This window comes from Streptomyces sp. NPDC050416 (genome assembly GCF_044458845.1).
Lineage (GTDB): Bacteria > Actinomycetota > Actinomycetes > Streptomycetales > Streptomycetaceae > Streptomyces.
This window is the reverse complement of the sequence record NZ_JBITII010000011.1, coordinates 290553-309821: the sequence shown is the minus strand read 5'-3', so window position 1 is coordinate 309821 and position 19269 is coordinate 290553. Positions and strand designations below refer to the sequence as shown.

At 72.8% G+C, this 19269-nt stretch carries 20 protein-coding genes and 2 pseudogenes; 15 read left to right on the top strand and 7 right to left on the bottom strand.

The genetic code is table 11. From position 1 onward, the window contains the following. Positions 1–26: 26 nt before the first annotated feature. A complete protein-coding gene (locus tag ACIBL4_RS31165) occupies positions 27–350 on the top strand; it encodes a hypothetical protein (RefSeq protein WP_399415115.1) in 324 nt (107 codons plus the stop codon). 7 nt (positions 351–357) lie between these two features. On the opposite strand, the gene nshR is transcribed toward ACIBL4_RS31165, so the two are convergent. Continuing rightward, positions 358–1167, bottom strand: a complete 810-nt coding sequence (gene nshR / locus ACIBL4_RS31160) for an NshR/TsnR family 23S rRNA methyltransferase (RefSeq protein ID WP_399415114.1) — start codon at positions 1165–1167, stop codon at positions 358–360. A gap of 169 nt (positions 1168–1336) precedes the next feature. Here nshR and ACIBL4_RS31155 point away from each other — a divergent pair, with 169 nt between their 5' ends. The 6 genes from ACIBL4_RS31155 (at position 1337) to ACIBL4_RS31130 (ending at position 8066) form a co-directional block, all read left to right on the top strand. Then, the gene (locus ACIBL4_RS31155) at positions 1337–2686 is read left to right on the top strand and encodes an MFS transporter (protein ID WP_399415113.1); all 1350 of its coding nucleotides are present in this window, start codon (positions 1337–1339) and stop codon (positions 2684–2686) included. Positions 2687–2706: 20 nt separating this feature from the next. After that, positions 2707–3366 carry a response regulator transcription factor gene (locus ACIBL4_RS31150; protein WP_399415112.1) on the top strand — a complete coding sequence of 220 codons (660 nt, stop codon included), beginning with the start codon at positions 2707–2709 and terminating at the stop codon, positions 3364–3366. A 27-nt stretch (positions 3367–3393) separates the two neighbouring features. Continuing rightward, on the top strand, positions 3394–4785 hold the full coding sequence (locus ACIBL4_RS31145) for a sensor histidine kinase (protein ID WP_399415111.1): 1392 nt from the start codon (positions 3394–3396) through the stop codon (positions 4783–4785). Further along, positions 4782–5786, top strand: a complete 1005-nt coding sequence (locus ACIBL4_RS31140; protein ID WP_399415110.1) for a TAXI family TRAP transporter solute-binding subunit — start codon at positions 4782–4784, stop codon at positions 5784–5786. The genes ACIBL4_RS31145 and ACIBL4_RS31140 overlap by 4 nt, the downstream gene beginning before the upstream one ends. A gap of 19 nt (positions 5787–5805) precedes the next feature. Further along, a complete protein-coding gene (locus tag ACIBL4_RS31135; RefSeq protein ID WP_399415109.1) occupies positions 5806–6750 on the top strand; it encodes an RNA polymerase sigma-70 factor in 945 nt (314 codons plus the stop codon). Between the two features lie 104 nt (positions 6751–6854). Beyond that, entirely contained in the window at positions 6855–8066 is a 1212-nt protein-coding gene (locus ACIBL4_RS31130; protein WP_399415108.1) for an NAD(P)/FAD-dependent oxidoreductase, read from the top strand. Between the two features lie 43 nt (positions 8067–8109). On the opposite strand, the gene ACIBL4_RS31125 is transcribed toward ACIBL4_RS31130, so the two are convergent. Next, positions 8110–8616, bottom strand: a complete 507-nt coding sequence (locus ACIBL4_RS31125; protein WP_399415107.1) for a DUF6624 domain-containing protein — start codon at positions 8614–8616, stop codon at positions 8110–8112. Between the two features lie 129 nt (positions 8617–8745). Between ACIBL4_RS31125 and ACIBL4_RS31120 the strand changes: the two are divergent. After that, positions 8746–9024 (top strand): annotated as a pseudogene (locus ACIBL4_RS31120) (CGNR zinc finger domain-containing protein); the annotation flags it as partial. 117 nt (positions 9025–9141) lie between these two features. Here ACIBL4_RS31120 and ACIBL4_RS31115 read toward each other — a convergent pair. Beyond that, positions 9142–9966 (bottom strand): SDR family NAD(P)-dependent oxidoreductase, encoded by an 825-nt coding sequence (locus tag ACIBL4_RS31115; protein ID WP_399415106.1) that lies wholly within the window; start codon positions 9964–9966, stop codon positions 9142–9144. Here ACIBL4_RS31115 and ACIBL4_RS31110 point away from each other — a divergent pair. Continuing rightward, positions 9877–10116 carry a hypothetical protein gene (locus ACIBL4_RS31110; protein ID WP_399415105.1) on the top strand — a complete coding sequence of 80 codons (240 nt, stop codon included), beginning with the start codon at positions 9877–9879 and terminating at the stop codon, positions 10114–10116. The two genes, ACIBL4_RS31115 and ACIBL4_RS31110, sit on opposite strands and share 90 nt — an antisense overlap. A gap of 56 nt (positions 10117–10172) precedes the next feature. On the opposite strand, the gene ACIBL4_RS31105 is transcribed toward ACIBL4_RS31110, so the two are convergent. After that, a complete protein-coding gene (locus tag ACIBL4_RS31105) occupies positions 10173–10757 on the bottom strand; it encodes a helix-turn-helix domain-containing protein (protein WP_399415104.1) in 585 nt (194 codons plus the stop codon). A gap of 119 nt (positions 10758–10876) precedes the next feature. On the opposite strand from ACIBL4_RS31105, the gene ACIBL4_RS31100 reads away from it, so the two are divergent. The 3 genes from ACIBL4_RS31100 (at position 10877) to ACIBL4_RS31090 (ending at position 13185) form a co-directional block, all read left to right on the top strand. Further along, positions 10877–11713, top strand: a complete 837-nt coding sequence (locus ACIBL4_RS31100; protein WP_399415103.1) for an EamA family transporter — start codon at positions 10877–10879, stop codon at positions 11711–11713. A 65-nt stretch (positions 11714–11778) separates the two neighbouring features. Then, the gene (locus ACIBL4_RS31095; RefSeq protein ID WP_399415102.1) at positions 11779–12486 is read left to right on the top strand and encodes a B3/4 domain-containing protein; all 708 of its coding nucleotides are present in this window, start codon (positions 11779–11781) and stop codon (positions 12484–12486) included. 39 nt (positions 12487–12525) lie between these two features. Continuing rightward, entirely contained in the window at positions 12526–13185 is a 660-nt protein-coding gene (locus ACIBL4_RS31090) for an FMN-binding negative transcriptional regulator (protein WP_399415101.1), read from the top strand. Between the two features lie 11 nt (positions 13186–13196). On the opposite strand, the gene ACIBL4_RS31085 is transcribed toward ACIBL4_RS31090, so the two are convergent. Then, on the bottom strand, positions 13197–13412 hold the full coding sequence (locus tag ACIBL4_RS31085) for a hypothetical protein (protein ID WP_399415100.1): 216 nt from the start codon (positions 13410–13412) through the stop codon (positions 13197–13199). 56 nt (positions 13413–13468) lie between these two features. Between ACIBL4_RS31085 and ACIBL4_RS31080 the strand changes: the two genes are divergently transcribed. After that, on the top strand, positions 13469–13768 hold the full coding sequence (locus tag ACIBL4_RS31080) for a cytochrome P450 (protein ID WP_399415099.1): 300 nt from the start codon (positions 13469–13471) through the stop codon (positions 13766–13768). 28 nt (positions 13769–13796) lie between these two features. Here the strand turns inward: ACIBL4_RS31080 and ACIBL4_RS31075 are convergent, their stop codons facing one another. Beyond that, on the bottom strand, positions 13797–15512 hold the full coding sequence (locus ACIBL4_RS31075; protein ID WP_399415098.1) for an IlvD/Edd family dehydratase: 1716 nt from the start codon (positions 15510–15512) through the stop codon (positions 13797–13799). A 102-nt stretch (positions 15513–15614) separates the two neighbouring features. On the opposite strand from ACIBL4_RS31075, the pseudogene ACIBL4_RS31070 reads away from it, so the two are divergent. Then, positions 15615–16613 (top strand): annotated as a pseudogene (locus tag ACIBL4_RS31070) (zinc-binding dehydrogenase). Positions 16614–16628: 15 nt separating this feature from the next. Here ACIBL4_RS31070 and ACIBL4_RS31065 read toward each other — a convergent pair. Continuing rightward, positions 16629–18368 (bottom strand): SpoIIE family protein phosphatase, encoded by a 1740-nt coding sequence (locus ACIBL4_RS31065; RefSeq protein WP_399415097.1) that lies wholly within the window; start codon positions 18366–18368, stop codon positions 16629–16631. A 238-nt stretch (positions 18369–18606) separates the two neighbouring features. Between ACIBL4_RS31065 and ACIBL4_RS31060 the strand changes: the two genes are divergently transcribed. Next, positions 18607–19107 carry an ATP-binding protein gene (locus ACIBL4_RS31060; protein WP_399415096.1) on the top strand — a complete coding sequence of 167 codons (501 nt, stop codon included), beginning with the start codon at positions 18607–18609 and terminating at the stop codon, positions 19105–19107. Positions 19108–19269: the final 162 nt, after the last annotated feature.

Below are 19269 nucleotides of genomic sequence, written 5' to 3'. Positions count from 1 at the left end.
ACCGCCGGACCGCGCAACCCCCGCACGTGCCCAGCCTCCGCATGCTCAGTTATCGCTCACACTACGAAGGCGCCAAGACTGCGCAGGCCAAGAACCCCGATGCCTTGAGCGTCGTTGCCGCCTATCACGAGAAATTCGGCTCGGCTGCCCTGGAATTCATCGGCGTGAACATGCAGCATCCGCTGTCGGTGAGCCGGGCGATCGAGCTCATCGGCTACCCGCCGACGTCCACGAGCGTGTTCGCGGTCGAGGCGATCGCGGAAGGCGTCAGCGTCATCGAGTCCTTCAAGGGCGTCGGCCGCGCCTTCGAGGAGGTGCCCGCCGCGGACCCGGCCGGTGAGTCGGCGTGACAGAAACTCACCGGTTGGCCGCGAGGTTCCTGTCGATCCTCTCGTGCAGCGCGATTCCGAGAGAGACGGACACGTTGAGAGACTCCGTCGAGCTCATCATGGGGATCGAGACCGAGGCCGAGGACGCCTTCTCGAACAGGTCGGAAGGTCCGCCCTTTTCGCTGCCGAAGAGCAGGGCCAGCCGGTCGGGGCTGTCCCCGAGCTGCTTCACGGAGATGTCGCCGTCCGCCTTGAGCGTCATCAGCTTCATGCCGCTGTCCCGGATGAAGTCGATGGCCTCCTCGCGGCCGGAGAGAACCACGGGAAGCGAGAAGACGTAACCCCGGCTGGCTCGTTGCAGACGCCGGTCCGCGATGCTGGTGATGTCGCTGTCGACCAGGATGATCCCCGACGCTCCGAGCGCGAGCGACGTCCGTACGATCGCCCCGATGTTGCCGACGATCTTCACCCCGTCGAGAACGACGACGTCCCCGCTGCGGCTCGCGATGTCGCTGAACCTGGCCGGGCGGGGGACGCGGGCGATGCCGAACGTCTTGGCCTTCCGCTCGCCCTTGAACAGCTGGTTGACGATCGAGGAGTCGATGAGGCGGACCGGAATGTTCTTCCGCCTGCACAACTCCAGCAACTCGGGCGGAAAAGGACTGCTGTCGCTGCCGTAGACCTCGATGAACTCCACCCCGGCCGCGATGCTGTGCGTCAGCGGCTCGATGTCCTCGATCAACGTCGTCTTGATGTGGGATCGCGACGGCTTGGTGACGTCGATGATCCGCTGCACCGCCGGGTCGGACGGATTGTCGATGATGTCCAGCTCAGTCATGGTCGTCCTGTTCTTCCCCGTTCGAGGCCGCGCGGTTCACGATAGCAAGATCTCAACTCCCGACGTGCCCGAGCCCTAAGGGACTGTAAGGACTTGGCTCCCGGCATTGAGCGACCCTGTTCGCGCCGTCGACTCTGTGTGCTCCCGGGCCGCAGACAAGGGAGTTCCGATGGCCACACAGACCACCGCCGAGCGTGCGCGCACACCGCGCCGCGGCGAACGCAGGGTCGTCAGCAACATCGTGCGCGGATCGATCGGCAATCTGATCGAGTGGTACGACTGGTACGCGTACACCGCCTTCAGCGTCTACTTCGCCTCCGTCTTCTTCCCCTCCGGCGACCAGACCGCCCAGCTCCTGAACACCGCCGCGGTGTTCGCCGTCGGCTTCCTGATGCGGCCGATCGGCGGCTGGGTCCTGGGCCGGTACGCCGACCGCCGCGGCCGCCGCGCGGCGCTGACACTGTCGGTGACGCTCATGGCGGCCGGTTCACTGATCGTCGCGCTCACCCCGTCGTACGGTTCGATCGGGGTCGCCGCGCCGGTACTCCTGGTCACCGCGCGGCTGCTGCAAGGTCTGTCGGTGGGCGGTGAGTACTCGACCTCCGCCACCTATATGTCCGAGGTCGCCTCGCCCGGCCGCCGCGGCTACTACTCCAGCTTCCAGTACGTCACCCTCATCGCCGGCCAGCTGACCGCGCTCGGCCTGCAGATCGTGCTGCAACAGGTGCTCAGCCCCGCGCAGATGGAGTCCTGGGGCTGGCGGGTCGCCTTCGTCGTCGGCGCCGCCGGCGCGGTGGTCGTGCTGTGGCTGCGGCGCGGCATGGACGAGTCCGAGAGCTTCGAGCGTGCCGCGTCGGAGGGCGAGCAGGAGCGCGGCGGCCCGGCCCGCGGCAGCCTGCGGCTGCTGCTGTCCTACCCGCGGCAGTGCCTGGTCGTCGTCGGGCTGACCATGGGCGGCACGCTGTTCTTCTACACGTACACCACCTACCTGCAGAAGTTCATGGTCAACACCAGCGGCATCGCCAAGCCCACGGCGGCCTGGATCAACTTCTTCGCGCTGCTCGTGTTCGTCGTGCTCCAGCCGGTCATGGGCCTGCTCTCCGACCGGGTGGGGCGGCGTCCCCTGCTGATCGCGTTCGGGGTGCTGGGCACCGTGGTGGTGGTGCCCTCGCTGACACTGCTGTCGCACACCAGCGACCCCGTGTACGCGTTCCTGCTGATGGTCGGGCCGCTGGCCGTCAGTTCCCTGTACACCTCGATCAGCGCGGTGGTGAAGGCCGAGCTGTTCCCCACCTCGATCCGGGCGCTCGGCGTCGGCCTGCCGTACGCGCTGACCGTGGCCGTGTTCGGCGGCACCGCCGAGTACGTCGCCCTCTGGTTCAAGAACGCCGGACACGAGAACTGGTACTTCTACTACGTCACCGCCTGTGTCCTGATCTCGCTGCTCGTCTACATTCGGATGCGCGAGACCTCCGACGCGTCGCCGCTGGACGAGGACGTTTCCCGGTCTCGCGGCTGACGAGCGGGAAGGAGGCGACCGTGCGGGTGCTGCTGGCCGAGGACGACGACGGTGTGGCGGGCGCGCTGACCGAGGCGCTGTACGACAACGGCCACCTGCCGGCCCGGGTGCTGCGCGGGGAGGACGTGCTCGCCCGCCACCGGCAGGCGGACCTGCTGCTGCTCGACCTCGGCCTGCCCGACCTGGACGGCCTGGAGGTGCTGCGCAAGCTGCGCGCGGTCAGTGCCCTGCCGGTGGTGGTGCTCACCGCGCGGGGCGACGAGCGGTCGGTGGTACGCGGTCTGCGGCTCGGCGCCGACGACTACCTGGTCAAGCCGGTCCGGCTGGCCGAGCTGCTGGCCCGTATCGAGGCCGTCACCCGCCGCGCCACGGCACCCGCCGCCCCGGCGCCGCGCGTCGTCCGCGTCGGTGACGTCGAGGTCGACCTCGACGCGCGCCGGGTGACGGTCGGCGGCGCCGAGGTGCGGCTGACCGCCAAGGAGTTCGAGGTCCTCGCCGCGCTGGCGGCCCGGGCCGGCACGGCGGTCAGCCGCCAGCAGCTGATGGACGAGGTGTGGGGCGACGCCTTCCTCGCCGTGTCCCGCTCGCTCGACGTGCACCTGACCCAGGTGCGGGCCAAGCTCGGCCGCCCCGAGGTGCTGACCACCATCCGCGGCTTCGGCTACCGCTTCGGCGACTGAGCCGGTCACGGACGGCAGGCCCTGCTCATGCGCACCCGCGTCCTCACCGTGGTCCTGGCCTTCGTGGTGCTCGCCGTGGCCGGCTTCGCCGTCCCGCTGCTGGCCGTCACCGCCGCGCAGCGCACCCAGCAGCTCGTCGCGGCGCGCACCGCCGACCTCGACCGTTTCGCGGGGCTGGCCGAACAGGCCGCCGAGAGCGACGACACAGGCTCGCTCACGGCCGACGTCCGCCGCTACACCGCCCTCTACGGCGAGGCCGTCGTGGTCGTCGACGCCCGCCGCGCCCCGCTGGTGCAGACGGGCGGCCTGCGTGCCGCCGACCCGGCCGTCGCCCGGCTCGTCGACGCGGCGCTGCGCAACCAGCCCGTCTCGCCCGGGGGCACGCTGCGGCCCTGGTCCCGGGCCGACCGGCTGCTCGCCCGGCCCGTGGGCACCGGAACCAGGGTGTCCGGCGCGGTGGTGCTGCGGGCGTCGGTGCGGGCCGCCGCGGACGACATCGCCCTGCGGTGGGCGCTGGTGCTGGCCGGCGCCGGTCTGTTCGCCGTGGCCTGTGTGCTGCTCGCCCGCCGGGCCACGCGGTGGGTCGTACGGCCGCTGCACCGCCTCGACCGCGCGGTCGGCACCCTGGCCGCCGGACTGCCGCCCGAGCACGCGCGGGCGGGCGGCCCGCCGGAGCTGCGCCAGCTGGCCACCGGCTTCAACCGCATGGCCGACGCGGTCACCACCGCGCTGGAGCAGCAGCGCCGGCTGGTCGCCGACACCTCGCACCAGCTGCGCAACCCCCTGGCCGCCCTGCGGCTGCGCATCGACTCGCTCCAGCCCCATCTGCGCACCTCCGCCGGCCGCACCTACACCGGGGTGACGTCCGAACTCGAACGCATGGAGCACCTCCTGGACGACCTGCTCACGCTGGCGAACGCCGAGCACCGTGCCGGTGAGCTGGCCGTCACGGACGCGCGGGAAGCGGGCTGCGACGCGACGGCGGTCGCGGCGGCCCAGGTGCGGCTGTGGCAGCCCGTGGCCGAACAGGCCGGTGTCCGCCTGGAGTTCGCCCCCGGTACCGCCGTCCCCATGGCCTGCCCGGAGGGAGAGCTGGCCCAGGTGGCCGACATCCTCTTCGACAACGCCATCAAGTACGCGGGGAGCGGCGCCCGCGTGGAGGCACGCTGCTTCACCGAGGGCACGGACGCGGTGTTCGAGGTGCGGGACGACGGACCGGGCCTGAACCCCGGCGAACTCGCCCGGGCGGGCACCCGCTTCTGGCGCTCGGAACACCACCGCGAGGTACGCGGCAGCGGCCTCGGCCTGGCGATCGCCGAGCGGCTGGTGGCCGGTCACGCCGGGCACGTGGAGTTCACGGCGGCCGAACCGCACGGCTTGCGGGTCCGGGTCGTCCTCCCGAAGGGGCACGCGGCATGACCGGCCCCGCCCGCCCCACGACCCGCCGCACCGTCCTGCGCGCCGCATTCGGCGCGGCCGTCGCCGGCCTGCTCGCGGGCTCGGCGGCGGCGGACGCGCGGCGCGCGGACAGCGGCCCGCAGGGAGAGCTGAGGATCGCGACCGGCGAGACCGACGGGTTCTACGCGGCCTTCGGCCGGCTGCTCGCGGCCCAGGTGACGGCCGTCTACCCCCGGCTGTCCTGCGAGGTGGTCCACAGCGAGGGCAGCGTGGCCAACGTACGGCTGCTCCGGGCCCGCCGGGCCGACGTGGCACTGGCCCTGTCGGACATCGCGTGGGCGGCGTACGGCGGCACCGCGCCGTTCGGCCGCCGCGTCCCGCTGTGCGCGATCGGCAGGGTCTACGAGAACTACGTCCAGCTGGCCGTGCGTGCCGAGGCGCCCCTCCACCGCGTGTCCGACCTGGCGGGCCGCACCGTCTCGCTGGGCGCGCCCGCGTCCGGCGGTGCGGTGCTCGGCGACCGTCTGCTGCGCGTGGCGGGCCTGACCCCCGGCGCCGACGTACAGGTCCGGCATCTGCTGATGCCTGAGGCGGCCCGCGCGATGCGGGCCGGCGCGATCGACGCGCTGCTGGTCGCGGGTGGTGTACCGCTCCCCGTGCTGTCGGGGCTCGACACCCGCCCCGGCATCCGTCTGCTGCCCCTGTCCGGCCTGCTGCCCCGGCTGCGCGCCGGCCTCGGCCCGGAGGGGTCGGGGCTGGAGGCGGTGGCGGTGCCGGCCGGGGCGTACCGGGGGACCCCCGAGGTGCCCACCATCGGCGTCGCCAACCTGCTGCTGTGCCGCCCCGGCCTCCCCTCCCCCGTCGCCGCCGCCCTCACCCGCGTCCTGGTCCGCCGGGCCACCCGTCTCGTCCCCGCCCCGGCGCTCGGCACCCAGTTCCTCGACGTCCGCAGCCTGATCTCCACCGGCGCCGTCCCGCTGCATCCGGGGGCGGTCGCCGCCTATCGCGAACTGCACGGCTAGCGCGGTTAGGATCCTGGTCATGGCCCTGACCATGAGCGACGTGGACCGGTTCGAGGCAGCCAGGCCCCGCCTGGAGGCGATCGCCTACCGGCTCCTCGGTTCCGCGAGCGAGGCCGAGGACGCCGTGCAGGAGACGTTCCTGCGCTGGCAGGCCGCCGACGTCGACCGCATCGAGGTCCCCGAGGCCTGGCTGACGAAGGTGCTCACCAACCTGTGTCTCAACCAGCTCACCTCGGCCCGCGCGCGGCGGGAGACCTACGTGGGCCAGTGGCTGCCCGAGCCGGTGCTCGCCGGGGACCCGATGCTCGGTCCGGCCGACACCGCCGAACGGCGTGAGTCGCTCTCGTTCGCGGTCCTCGCCCTGCTGGAACGCCTCTCCCCCAACGAGCGGGCGGTGTACGTCCTGCGGGAGGCGTTCGACTACCCGCACCGGGAGATCGCCGAGATCCTCGACATCACCGAGGCCGCCAGCCAGCAGATCTTCCACCGCGCCAAGAAGCACGTCGCGCAGGGCAGGGCCCGCACCGAGGTCGACGAGGCCGCCGCGCGGCGGATCGTCGACGAGTTCCTCGCGGCCGCCACCAGCGGCCGGACCGAGCCGCTCGTGCGGCTGCTCACCCAGGACGCCATCGCGGTCGGCGACGGCGGCGGGAAGGTCCCGACCCGCGCCAGGGCCTTCGAGGGTGCCCTAGCGGTCGCGAAGTTCATGCGGGGCCTGTTCAAACCCGGCAAGGCCAAGCGCGACCTCGTCGGCGGATCGCCCGACGTCTACGCCACGACCGCCAACGGCGACCCGGCCCTCGTGGTGGTCCTCGACGGCCGGGTCATCGGCGTCATGTGCCTGGAGGCCACCGCCGAGGGCATCGCCGCGTTCCGCAGCCAGGTCAACCCCGACAAGCTCGAACGCGCGACCAGGCTGTGGGCGGCCTCCGACCACGGCGATCCCCTGCTCACGGTCTTCTGACCCTGCCGACCATGATGTGACCTGCTTCACACCGCATTCCTGTCAGGAAACAGCGGGCCGCCCGGTTCAGGGGGCGATTCCCGCTCAAGACAGGAGCCCGGAAAATGCAGCACCGCATCGTCGTCCTCGGAGCCGGCTACACCGGAGCCACCGCCGCCGGCCGCCTCGCCAGACGGCTGCACCATGAAGACGTCGCCATCACCCTCGTCAACGCCGAACCCGACTTCGTCGAGCGGGTCCGGATGCACCAGGTCGCGACCGGCCAGGACCTCCGTCCCCGGCCCCTCGGCGAGATGTTCGCGGGCACCGGCGTCGCACTGAAGCTCTCGAAGGTCACCGGCGTCGACGTCGACCGCAAGACCGTGACCGTCGTCGACGCGAACGGCCCCGGCGAGCCGGAGGCCGAGGAACTGGAGTACGACACGCTCGTGTACGCCCTCGGCAGCGGCTGGAACGACCAGGGCGTCCCCGGCGCCGCCGAGCACGCCCACCAGATCGCCGGCCGGCCCGGCGCACTGCGGCTGCGCGAGCGCCTGGCCCGCCTGGGCGCCGGGGAGTCCGTGGTCGTGGTCGGCGGCGGGCTCACCGGCCTGGAGGCCGCGACCGAGATCGCCGAGGCCCGCCCGGACCTCGACGTCGCCCTCGCCGCGCGCGGCGAACTCGGCGACTGGCTCTCACCCAAGGGCCGCCGGCACCTGCGGAAGGTCTTCGGCAAGCTCGGCATCGCCGTCCACGAGAACGCCCTGGTCACCGGCGTCGAGGCCGACCGGGTCACCACCGCCGGCGGCGAGACGATCCCGGCCGCGGTCACCGTGTGGACCACCGGCTTCGCCGTCCACCCGATCGCGAAGGCCACCACCCTGGACGTCACCGACACCGGCCGGATCGTGGTCGACGGGACCATGCGCTCGGTCTCGCACCCGGACGTGTACGCCATCGGCGACGCGGCCCTGGCCATGGGCCCGGGCGACAAGCCGCTGCGGATGTCGTGCGCCTCCGGCACACCCATGGCGTGGCAGGCCGCCGACGCCATCGCGGCCCGCCTGACCGGCGGGAAGCTCCCGAACGCGCCGCTGCGCTACTTCAACCAGTGCGTCTCACTGGGCCGACGGGAAGGGCTGATCCAGTACGTCACCGCCGACGACCGCGCCGTCCGGGCGGCCCTGACGGGCCGGCTCGCCGCCGTCTACAAGGAACTGGTCTGCAAGGGCGCGGCCTGGGGCGTCGCCCACCCGATGCTCGGCCTGCCGACCCGCAGGCGTCACGTCGTACGGCAGCCGGCCCGGGTGGACTCGCCGCTCGGCACGGCGGCCTGACGCGCACGGCGGCCTGGCGCCCGGGGCGACGACCCGACGGGCGTCAGGTCATGGCGAACTTGGCCACGTACTCGTCGAAGGGCTCGATGCCGACTTCGACGCGGCGTTCGTCCAGGCGCTCGGGCTCTTCGCAGGGCCACGGGACCGGCGCTCCGTCCTTCACACCGGCGATCTGGGTGCCGTAGATCTGGTTGCGGCCCTCGTTGACCAGGGTGCGGTCGCGCAGAAAGGCCAGCTCGCGCGCGCCGGCCGAGCCGGCCGACACCGCCTGCTCCATGAGCCGCAGGGCGCGTCGCTGGACGTCGAGCTGCCGGTCGGCGTGCTGGGCGATCAGCCAGGCGGCGCGGGCGGCTTCCTCGCCGACCATGTCCGCCGTCGGCCAGCCGTACTCGTCCATGATCTCGCTGAGTCGGTCACCGTGCCGTGCGGTCAGCCGGCGCCACGCCAGCTGTTCGGCGGGGTCATGGCTGTTGGCGTGGGCCGAGGCCCGGTGATCGGCTGCGGCCATGGCGGTGAGCTCCTCGGCCAGTGCGGCAACGTCGTACGCCACTCTCAACTCCCTCATCAGATCGGGGCGTCGTGCCCGCTCGCCGCAACTTTATGACCGCATAACGGGCGTAAAGATCATTCTGGAGAACGGTGACAGGCGCCTGCTCGGCGCGCGACAATGGATCTCTCCCCGCCCGCGGTGCCGCAGCTCACCCCGGCGGGCCGACGGACACAGGCGACACCGGACGAAGCCCTCTCCATGGTGGCGCGCCACGCCGTCGAGCTCCTGAGCGGGCCGGACGTGCCCCTGCTCAAGGAGTGCGGCAACCCGGAGTGCACCCGCGGCGACCTCGACCGCTCGCGGGGCATGCGACGGCAGTGGTGCGGGATGGACTCCTGCGGCAACAGGATCAAGGCGGCCGCGTACCTCACCCGTGAGAAGACGGCTCCCGTGACGGCCACGGACTGACGAGGCGGGCTGAAGAGGCCGCGTGCGTTGCCCCAGTGTTGGGCGGCCGGCCGTCGAGGGCCATATCCGCGGAGAGGACTCGGTGCGATGCTGCGCGAGCGTGTCCGGCCCGGCTGCTCACGCTGCGGTCAACCGTTCGGCGGCGTCCCAGAGTTCGACTTCGCGCCGTGGGTCGTAGGACTCCTCGGACGAGCGGTCCACTCGGTTGCGGTCGACGTAGGAGCCGGTCGGCGCCCCGGTCGTGCCCAGGACGACGTCTGCGAGGTAACGGCCCACGGCGTTGCGGCCGGTGGCGAACGGGGTGAGGGTCGCCATCGGCAGGATGCGCCGCATGGCGAAGCGGGAGACGGGATCGGCGTGGCGGGCGAGCCCGGTGCCGGGGACGAAGCCCGGGTTGTAGGTGACGGCGTCGATCCCGGCGGGCAGACGGCGGGCGTACCCGTGCACGAGGTAGATGGCGGCCAGTTTGCTCGTCGAGTACGCGGTGCCCCCGGCGACCGCCGTGTCCGCCCTGGGGAAGGCGCCGCGCGGGCGAGGACGTCCGGGAGCCGCGAAGTGGTCCTGGAGCAGGCGGACGAACAGGTGGTTGGCGAGCACGTTGACGGTGAACGTGGTCTCGAATCCGTCCGGTCCCTCGGTGAGCGCGTTCGTGTACTGGATGCCCGCGTTGCCCACGAAACCGCGCAGCGGCGGAAGGTCACCGCGACCGAGCCGGCCGCGGATCTCGGTGGCGGCCGCGCGGACGCTGCCCAGCGAGCCGAGGTCCGCCGAGACGTGCGAGACCGCGTGCCCGCCCGCGGCGAGTTCGGTGGCGAGCTGTGTCCCGGAGGTCCCGCGGGTGACGACGAGGAGGTGAGCGTCCGGCGACCTGCGCAGAATGTGCGCCGCGGCGACCCGGCCGATCCCGCGGCTCGCGCCCGCGACCGCAAGACCGTCCGGCACCCCGGGAGCGGCGACATCCTGCTCGACTGCGACGTCCTCGTCGTACCCGGCGCGGACCTGCGCATGGTCACCTACATGGCGGCGGCCGGCAGCAGCGGCGCCGGGAAACTGGACCTCCTTCGCGTCACACACGTCGTGAAACCAGCCTGACGGGCGAGGTGCGCGAGCCATCGGCGAGAAGCCGGTGCCGGCAGGCGGCCGGCGGGTCAGTTCGTCGGGGCCGGGCCGGGCGGCAGATGGACCGTCATGATCAGGTGGCAGGCCTCGGTGCCCGAGCCGCGGTAGGTGTGCGGGGTGTCACCGTCGAACGTGGCGGTCTGGCCCGCCTCGACGGTGTGCTCGGTGCCGTCGACGACCAGGGTCATCCGGCCGGAGGTGACGCTGACGGTCTCCACGACGCCGCCCTGGTGGGGGTGGCTGGGGTACTCCTCGCCCGGTTCGAGCCGCCAGCGCCAGATCTCGACCGGCGTCGGTCCCGACGTCGTCAGCATCAGCCGGGCCTCGCTGCCCCGCTCTCCGGTCCACAGGGGGGCCACGGCCTCGGCGGACACGACCCGGACGCGGCCTTCGGGAGACCCCTGCATCAGGGCGGAGACCGAGATGCCGAGAGTGTCGGCCAGCCGGACCAGGGTCGCCAGGTTGGGGTTGCCCTGGGCCTTCTCCAGACCCACCAGGGCGCCCTTGCTGACCTGGGCGCGCCGGCTGAGTTCCTCCAGGGTGAGGCCCGCGCGGACGCGGGCCGCCCGGACGTTGTGCGCGACCGTCCGCAGGGCTGCGGCTGTCTCGGCCACCTGATCACCATCCTTGCCGGCTTGGAACATTCGACTGCACCGGACGGTCGTTTGGTTGACACCGGGCGGTCGTTCTGTTGTACGGTCTGGTCGTTCCACTGAATGGTAAGGGATGTGCTGTGATCGCTCTGCTGCTGGCCCTGGGCAGCTCGCTCGCCTACGGATGCGCCGATTTCCTCGGCGGGCTCGGCGCCCGCAGAGCTCATGTGCTGCGCACCGTGATGATCGCGGCCCCGGCGAGCCTCGCGGTCGAGCTGGTGCTGTGGCCGGTGCTCGGAGCGTCCTTCAGCGCCGGCGCCCTCGGCTGGGGCGCCGCGTCCGGGGTCGCCTCCGCCGCCGCGTTCGCCCTGCTCTACCGCACGCTCGCGATCGGTCCGATGAACGTACTGTCGCCCGTGACCGCCCTGGTGTCCGCCGCGCTGCCCGTCGGTGTGGGCCTGGTGCAGGGCGAGCACCTGGCCGCCGCGGGGCTGGTGGGTCTGCCGCTCGCGCTGGTGGCGGTCGTGCTGGTCAGTGCGGGGCACGGCGCGGGCTCGGCGCGTCCCTCCCGTACGGCGCTGCTGTCGGCCTTCGGCGCGGGTGCCGCCATCGCCCTCCAGCTGGTCTGTCTGCACCAGGCGCCGTCCGACAGCGGGGTCGCCCCGCTGATCGTCGGACGGGCGGTCTCCTCGGCCGTCACCCTGGCCGCGGCGGGGCTGATGTTCCGCAGGCTGGGCACCGAGCGGCCCGCGTACGCCCTGTCGGCCGCCGCCGGTGTGCTGGACTCCGTGGCGAACCTGCTGTTCCTGCTGGCCGCCCGCAGCGGGGACCTCGCAGTCGTCGCCGTGATCACCGCCCTCTACCCGGCCGGTACGGTGCTGCTCGCCCGCGGTGTGCTCGCCGAACGCATCCACCGTGGCCAGCTCGTCGGCCTGGGCGCCGCCGCCGTCGCGGTCAGCCTCCTCGCCCTGACCTGAGCGGCCCCGCACCTGTGCACCACCGAACCAAGGCCCGCCCCGACGCGAGAAACGGACAACCCGCCATGCCCGCCTTCCACCTCACCCCCGCCGTCGCAGACGCCTTCCCCGACACCCTCATCGCCCTGGTCACCGCCACCGGCCTGCGCGGCCACGAAACCTGGCCCCACACCGCCACGGCCGTGGAGGACCTGGAGCGGCAACTCGCCGACGGCATGTGGCAGCCCGCCGACGAGACCGACCCGCGCATCGAGGCCTGGCACACCGCCTACCGCTCCTTCGGCACCAACCCCCGCCGCATCCGACCCAGCGTCGACGCGCTCGGCCGCCGCCTCGCCAAGAAGGGCACACTGCCGCGTATCAACCCGGCCGTCGACTCCTACAACGCCGTCTCCGTCCGCCACGGCCTGCCCGCCGGCGCCTTCGACCTGGCCCACGTCACCGGGGACGTCGCCATCCGCTACGCGGACGGCACCGAGTCCTTCACGCCGCTCGGCGAGCCCGACACCGTCGAGCACCCCAAAGCCGGCGAGATCATCTATGCGGACGCCACCGGCGTCCTGACCCGCCACTGGAACCACCGCGACGCCCACCGCACCCGCGTCACCGAGGACTCCACGCACGTCGCCTTCGTCCTCGAAACCCTCCGCGCGACGCGCGACGGCGACGTCCTCAAGGCCGCGGCGGAGGAGTTGCGGGGCCTCCTCGCCCCGCATGCCGCGCAGACCGCCGTGCACTACCTCCTCCCGGCCGAGCCCCGGGTCACCGCCTGAGCCTGTGACCAGGACCACCGTCTACGCGAAAGCCTGCCCATGTACCTCCCCAAGCACTTCGTCCCCGACGAGGCCGCGGTCCGTGAACTGCTGTCCCACCAGGGCGCGTCCGACCTGATCACCATGACCTCCGAGGGCCTCGTGGCCACCGCGCTGCCGTTCGAGTACGACCCGGAGGCCGGAGAACACGGTGCTCTCATCGGCCACATGGCGCGCGGCAACGACCAGTGGCGCCGGCCGGTGCAGGGCGAGGCCATGGTGATCGTCCGCGGACCCGAGGCGTATGTGACGCCGTCGTGGTATCCGGCCAAGCAGGAGCACCACCGCGTGGTGCCGACCTGGAACTACGTCACCGCCCACGTGTACGGGCGGTTGGTCGTGCACGACGACCCCGCCTGGATCGAGAGCCAGATACGCCGCCTGACCGACCGGCACGAGGCCGGGAACACCGAACCCTGGTCCGTCGACCAGGCCCCCGCGAAGTTCGTCGAGCGGCAACTGCGCGCCGTCGTCGGCGTCGAGGTGGTCATCAGCCGGGTCGAGGCCAAGTTCAAGCTCAGCCAGAACCAGCCGCAGGGCAACATCGAGGGCGTCGTCGCGGGCCTCGAAGCGCGCGGCCGGGCCGACGACGCGGCCGTCGCGGCAGCCGTACGTACCCACGCCCCGCATGCCGCCCGGGCCGGTCGCCGAGAGCACTGAGGCCACGCTCCTCAGTCGGCGTCCGTGCCCGAGAGTCTCCTTGTGACGAGGCCGAGTACGGGGGCGAGTTGTTCGCGGTGATCGTTCAGCACCTCGGGGGTGATGCCCCGGCCGGCCGTCTCCCGGGCGAACTCGTCGGCCGCGACCTTGAGGACGGCGTTCATGGCGGCGGCCTGCACGCGCACCTCGAACGTCTCGGGCGGCAAGCCCATCCGTGCGGCGAGCACTTCGGTGAACGTCTCCTCCGCGCGCTCCAGCGCTGCGGGCCGCCTACCTCGTGCTCATGCGCCTGGGCGCGCCCGGCGACCTCGGGCTGCTGCGGTACGCGCACACCGACGTCGATGTCGCCGGGGTCACCATCCGGCGCGGCGACGCCGTGATCCTCTCGGTCAACTCCGCCAACCGCGACGCCTCCGTCTACACCGACGCCGAGACCTTCGACCCCGGCCGCCCCGAGCGCACCCACCTCGGTTGCGGCCACGGCGTGCCCTTCTGCATCGGGGCGAGCCTGGCCCGGGTGGAGCTGCGCATCGTCTGGAGGTGCGCACCACCCTTAACGGTGGCGTCACGGAGCTGCCCGTGACGTGGTGAGTCCCCGGGGTGATCCGGTGTCAGTGCGACTCGCGGGTCACCTCGGAGCCGCTGGAGCCGACGAGGAAATCGAGGTCGGCTCCGGTGTCGGCCTGCAGGACGTGGTCGACGTAGAGGCGTTCCCAGCCGCGCCGGGGAGCGGCGAAGCCGGTGAGGGTGGCCTGGCCGGGGGCCCTGCGGGCGAGTTCGGCGTCCGGCACGTCGACGTCGATGCGGCGGGCCTCGACGTCGAGGGTGATGAGGTCCCCGGTCCGTACGAGGGCGAGGGGGCCGCCGGCCGCTGCCTCGGGGGCCACGTGCAGGACGACCGTGCCGTACGCGGTGCCGCTCATCCGGCCGTCGCAGACCCGGACCATGTCGCGGACACCCTGTTCCAGCAGTTTCTTGGGCAACGGCATGTTGGCGACCTCGGGCATGCCCGGATAGCCCTTGGGTCCGCAGCCGCGCAGCACCAGGACGGAGTCGGCGTCGACATCGAGACCGGGGTCGTCGATACGGGCGCGGAAGTCCTCGATGCTGTCGAAGACGACGGCCCGGCCCCGGTGCCGGAGCAGGTGCGGGGAGGCGGCGGCCGGTTTGACGAGCGCGCCGTCGGGGGCGAGGTTGCCGCGCAGGACGGCGATGCCGCCCTCGGCGACCAGCGGCCGGTCGCGGGTGCGGATGACCTCGCCGTCCCAGATCCCGGCGTCGTCGAGGCAGGCGACGAGCGGCCTGCCGGTGACGGTCAGCGCGTCGGGGTCGAGCAGGTCGCGTACCTCGCGCAGCACGGCGAGCAGGCCGCCGGCGCGGTGGAAGTCCTCCATGAGGAAACGGCCGGCCGGCTGGAGATCCACCAGGACCGGCACGCGGGAGCCGATGCGGTCGAAGTCGTCGAGCGACAGGTCGATGCCCAACCGGCCCGCGATGGCCAGGAGATGGACGACGGCGTTGGTCGAGCCGCCGATGGCGGCCAGCGCGACGATCGCGTTGCGGAAGGACGCCTCGGTCAGGAACGTCGCGGGCCGCCGGCCGGCGCCCACCATCTCCACCGCCAGCCGGCCGGTGTGGTGCGCGGCCTCCAGCAGCCGGCTGTCGGGGGCGGGGATCCCGGCCGTGCCGGGGAGGACCGTGCCGAGCGCCTCCGCCACCAGCGCCATCGTCGAGGCCGTGCCCATCGTGTTGCAGTGGCCGCGGCTGCGGATCATCGCCGACTCGGAGCGGGTGAACTCCTCCTGGGTGAGCGTGCCCGCGCGGACCTCCTCCGACAGCTGCCACACGCCGGTGCCGCAGCCCAGCAGACCGCCGCGGAAAGTCCCGTTGAGCATGGGACCGCCGGGGACCACCACCGCCGGCAGGTCCACCGAGGCCGCGGCCATGAGCAGCGAGGGGATCGTCTTGTCGCAGCCGCCGAGCAGGACCACGCCGTCGACGGGGTTGGCCCGCAGCATCTCCTCCGTGGCCATCGCGGCCATGTTCCGCCACAGCATGGCGGTGGGCCGCACCTGGGTCTCGCCCAGCGACACCACCGGCAGGTCCAGCGGAATGCCACCCGCCTCGTACACGCCGTTGCGCACCGAGACCGCGACCTCGTTCAGGTGCGCGTTGCACGGGGTCAGGTCCGACGCGGTGTTGGCGATGGCGATCTGCGGCCGGCCGGTGAACGCGTCACCGGGCACGCCGCGCCGCATCCAGGCCCGGTGGATGTAGGCGTTGCGGTCCTGTCCCTCGTACCACTGCGCGCTGCGGAGTCTCTCCATGGAGCCCTTCCAATGGACGGTACAGCGGTCTGGATTCCGGAACGTCATGAAGCATAGGCAGACGGTCGACCGCGCGACATGCCCACCGAGCGCCGCCCTGTGATGCGCGCGTTCGTCCTGACCGGGCCCGGCGCGTACGAGGTCCAGGAGCTTCCGGCGCCGGTGGCCGGTCCCGGTGAGGCCGTCGTCGACATCGACCGGGTCGGCGTGTGCGGCACGGACGCGGAGTTCTTCACCGGCGCCATGGCCTACCTCCACCAAGGCCACTCCGCCTACCCGATGCGGCCGGGCCACGAATGGGCCGGGCGGGTGGCGGCGGTCGGTGACGGTGTCGATCCCGCCTGGCTCGGCCGCCGCGTCATGGGCGACACCATGCTCGGCTGCGGCTCCTGCCGCCGCTGCCGGCGCGGACGCCGGCATGTGTGCGAGCGGCGGCGGGAGGTCGGCATCCGCGGGGACCTGCCCGGCGCGCTGGCGGAGCAACTCGCCGTCCGGGCCTCCTCGTTGCACGCCCTGCCCGATTCCGTCGACGCCGTGCTCGGCGCGCTCGTCGAGCCCGGCGGCAATGCCCTGCGTGCCACCCGGGCCGCCAAGCCCGCGCCCGGGGACCGCGCCCTGGTCCTGGGGCCGGGGACGATCGGGCTGCTGACGGCGATGTTCCTGCGCGCGTCCGGTGCCGAGGTGCACCTCCTGGCTACGACCGAGAGCTCCCTCCCGCTCCCTGGGTTTCGAGCACGTGTGGACGCGGGAGTCCGTGCCGGACGTGCCCTTCGACGCGGTGGTCGACGCCTCGAACGCCGCCTCGCTGCCGGAGCTGGCTCTGGAGCTGGTCGAGCCCGGGGGCCGTCTCGTGTACATCGGGCTGGCCGGCGAGCCCAGCGGGATCGACACCCGCACGCTCGTCCTCAAGGACGTGACGCGACCGGTGTCCTGTCCGCCTCCCCCGGCCTCGACGCCACCATCCGGGCGTACGCCGCCGGAACGGTCGACCCCAGGCCGCTGGTCGCCGCCACCGTGGGACTCGACTCGGTGGGCCCCGTCCTCGCCGGCGAACGCCCGGCCGGCTCCGGGCCCGGCCCCAAGATCCACGTCCAGCCCTGAGGGTCCGCCGCCGGGTCACCGGCCGGCGGCTGACGCCCTGGGGACAGGTGTGCGCAGGGCCAGCAGGGCGACGTCGTCCTCGTTCTCGGCGGGGCGGACGCGGCGCAGCAGGTGGTCGGTGAAGGAGGAGAGGGGGCGGTGGGCGAGGGCGGCGGCGTGCCGGCGCAGCCGGTTCAGGCCCTCGTCGAGGCTGTGGCCGGGTGCCTCGATCAAACCGTCCGTGTACAGCACGAGAGTGGATCCGGGCGGGAGCAGGGTCGTGGCATCGGGGCGCGTGGTCTCCGCACCGGTGCCCAGGAGGATGCCGTGGCCGTCGGTGAGGTAGTCCGCCAGGCCGTCGCGGCTGATCAGCAGGGGCGGCGGATGGCCGGCGTTGGTCCAGGACAGCTGCCATCGGCCGTCGTCGGCCGCCTCGATCCGGGCGAAGATCATCGTGGCCATGTCGACGTCCGTGATGTGCTGGAGCGCTTCGTCGAGCCGTGTGACGATCCGGCTGGGCGGTTCGTGCTGGGACCAGGCGTAGGCGCGGAGCATGTTGCGCACCTGTGCCATGCCGGCCGCCGCATCCAGGTCGTGGCCGACGACGTCCCCGACGGCCAGGGCCGTGGATCCGTCGGACATGGGGAAGGCGTCGTACCAGTCGCCGCCGACCTGTGAGGCGTCGGGGGCGGGCAGGTACCGGACGGTCATCTGCAGGCCCGGGACCCCCGGCATTTGGGGCAGCAGATGGTTCTGCATGGTCTCGGCGACCTTGCGCTGGCGCTGGTACAGGCGGGCGTTGTCCAGGGCGAGGCCGGCCCGGCGTGCGATGTCCTCGACCAGGGGGAGGTCGGCGGAGGTGAAGGCGACCGGGTCCTCGGCCCGGCCGAGGGTCAGGGCCCCCAGGACCGAGCGGGTGCTGCGGATGGGTGCGATGGCCGCCGAGTGCATCCCCGTGGCGTCGAACAGCCGGCGTTGCTCGACCGCGATGCCGGAATCCGGTTCGCGCTGGTAGGTGCCGGGCCCGGCCACCGTGGAGGCCACGCCGCGCAGGGCTCTGGACAGGGGCATCGGGGACGCCTCCGGGACGGGCGGCATGGGGCCCTGAAGGTCGTCCCGGCGCACCAGGGTGCCGCCGTCGGCGTGGACGACGGCGGTCCGCCAGACTTCGTCGTGCTCGGTGATCAGATCGATGACCACCCAGTCCGCCAGCCGGGGCACGACCAGGGTCACCAGGCGTTCCAGCGCCTCGTCCACGTCGAGCGTGGAGGTCAGTCGCGTGGTGGCGTCGGCCAGCAGGGCCAGTCGTTCCAGCTCGCGCAGCGGCCCGGCCGGCGGTTCCGGCCGGGGGCCGGTTTCCGGGGTGTGTCCGACGGTGTGGAAGAGCACGAGTGTGCCGGCTGTGTCGTCGCCGACGTCGTATGGGGTGAGCAGCCAGGCGATGGGCAGCACGGAGCCGTCTCCGCGGGCGAAGTAGTCCTCCTCGGCCTGGGCGGTCCGTCCGGCGTGGAAGGCCTGCCGCATCGCGCACCGGGTCCTGGGCAGCGGCCGCCCGTGGGCGTCCCGGTGCAGCAGGTCGTGCGCGTCGTGCCCGAGCAGGTCCTCGGTGGTGCGGGCGAGCAGGTCCCGGGCGCGGGTGTTGACCGCGAGGATGCGGCCCTCGTCGTCCACGACGTAGGCCCCGGTTCCGATGGCCTCGAGTCCTCGCGTCACGGAGGCGTCGAGTACGGCCACGGGCTGCTGCGCCACGGTCTCCGTACGGTCCGGCCCTGCCATGTCGTCGCCTCCTTGCTGATCGCCCCGCCCCTGCCGGCTGTCGGCTCGTCTCCCGAGGGATGCCCTCCGGCGTTCCCCGTGTGCCCCGTGGCCGCGAAACCAGCCCCCGCGTGGTTCCGCCGTTCGGGGGCAGACCGGTAACGCCCGGGCGCTGCCCTGGTATGCGTGGTCCGCACCCGGGTAAACGCAGGGCGACAGAGCCGCCCCGCTGGGGCGAACACAACGAAAGAGCCTCCGTATGGTCCTCCCGCTTGGGAAGCAGGCGGCAGATCGGCCGGGCGCGGACGAGCACGCCACGCTGCGCTTCGGCGCGGCCTGGGCGGACGGCGCGGCAAGCGCCGTCGACGCGCGTCTGGTCCTGCGCGCGTTCCTCGCCCACGGCCCGCACACCGCCCTCGCCCCGGTTCCGGCCTCCTTGGCCATGGATGCCGAACTCGTCGTCAGCGAACTGGTCACCAACGCCATCCGGCATGCTCCCGGGCCCTGCGAGCTGATCCTGCGGCTGTTCCGGGGAAGGCTGGCCATCACCGTGCGGGACACCTCGGCGGAGCGGCCCGCGGTGCAGAAGGGGGACCGGTTCCGCGTCGGCGGCCATGGGCTGCGGCTGGTGCACACGGTCTGCGACCGGGTCGCCGTGGCACCCCGCGCGAGGGGAAAGCAGATCACGGCCTACCTGCGGCTGACCCCGAACGACCAGGTGGGCGCCGACGCCGGGCAGGCCGTGCTGGCGGCCGGCTGAGCCGGGTCCCCGTACGCGGCCCGCCGGTTCCGTACTCGGCCGGCGCGCCGGTTTCCGTGCTCGGCCGGTCGGCGCGCCATATCCGCACCCGGTTTCGGCGCGCCGCGGAATCAGCTCTGCCCGGCACCCCGAACAACCAGGTGGGCGCCGACGCCCGGGCAG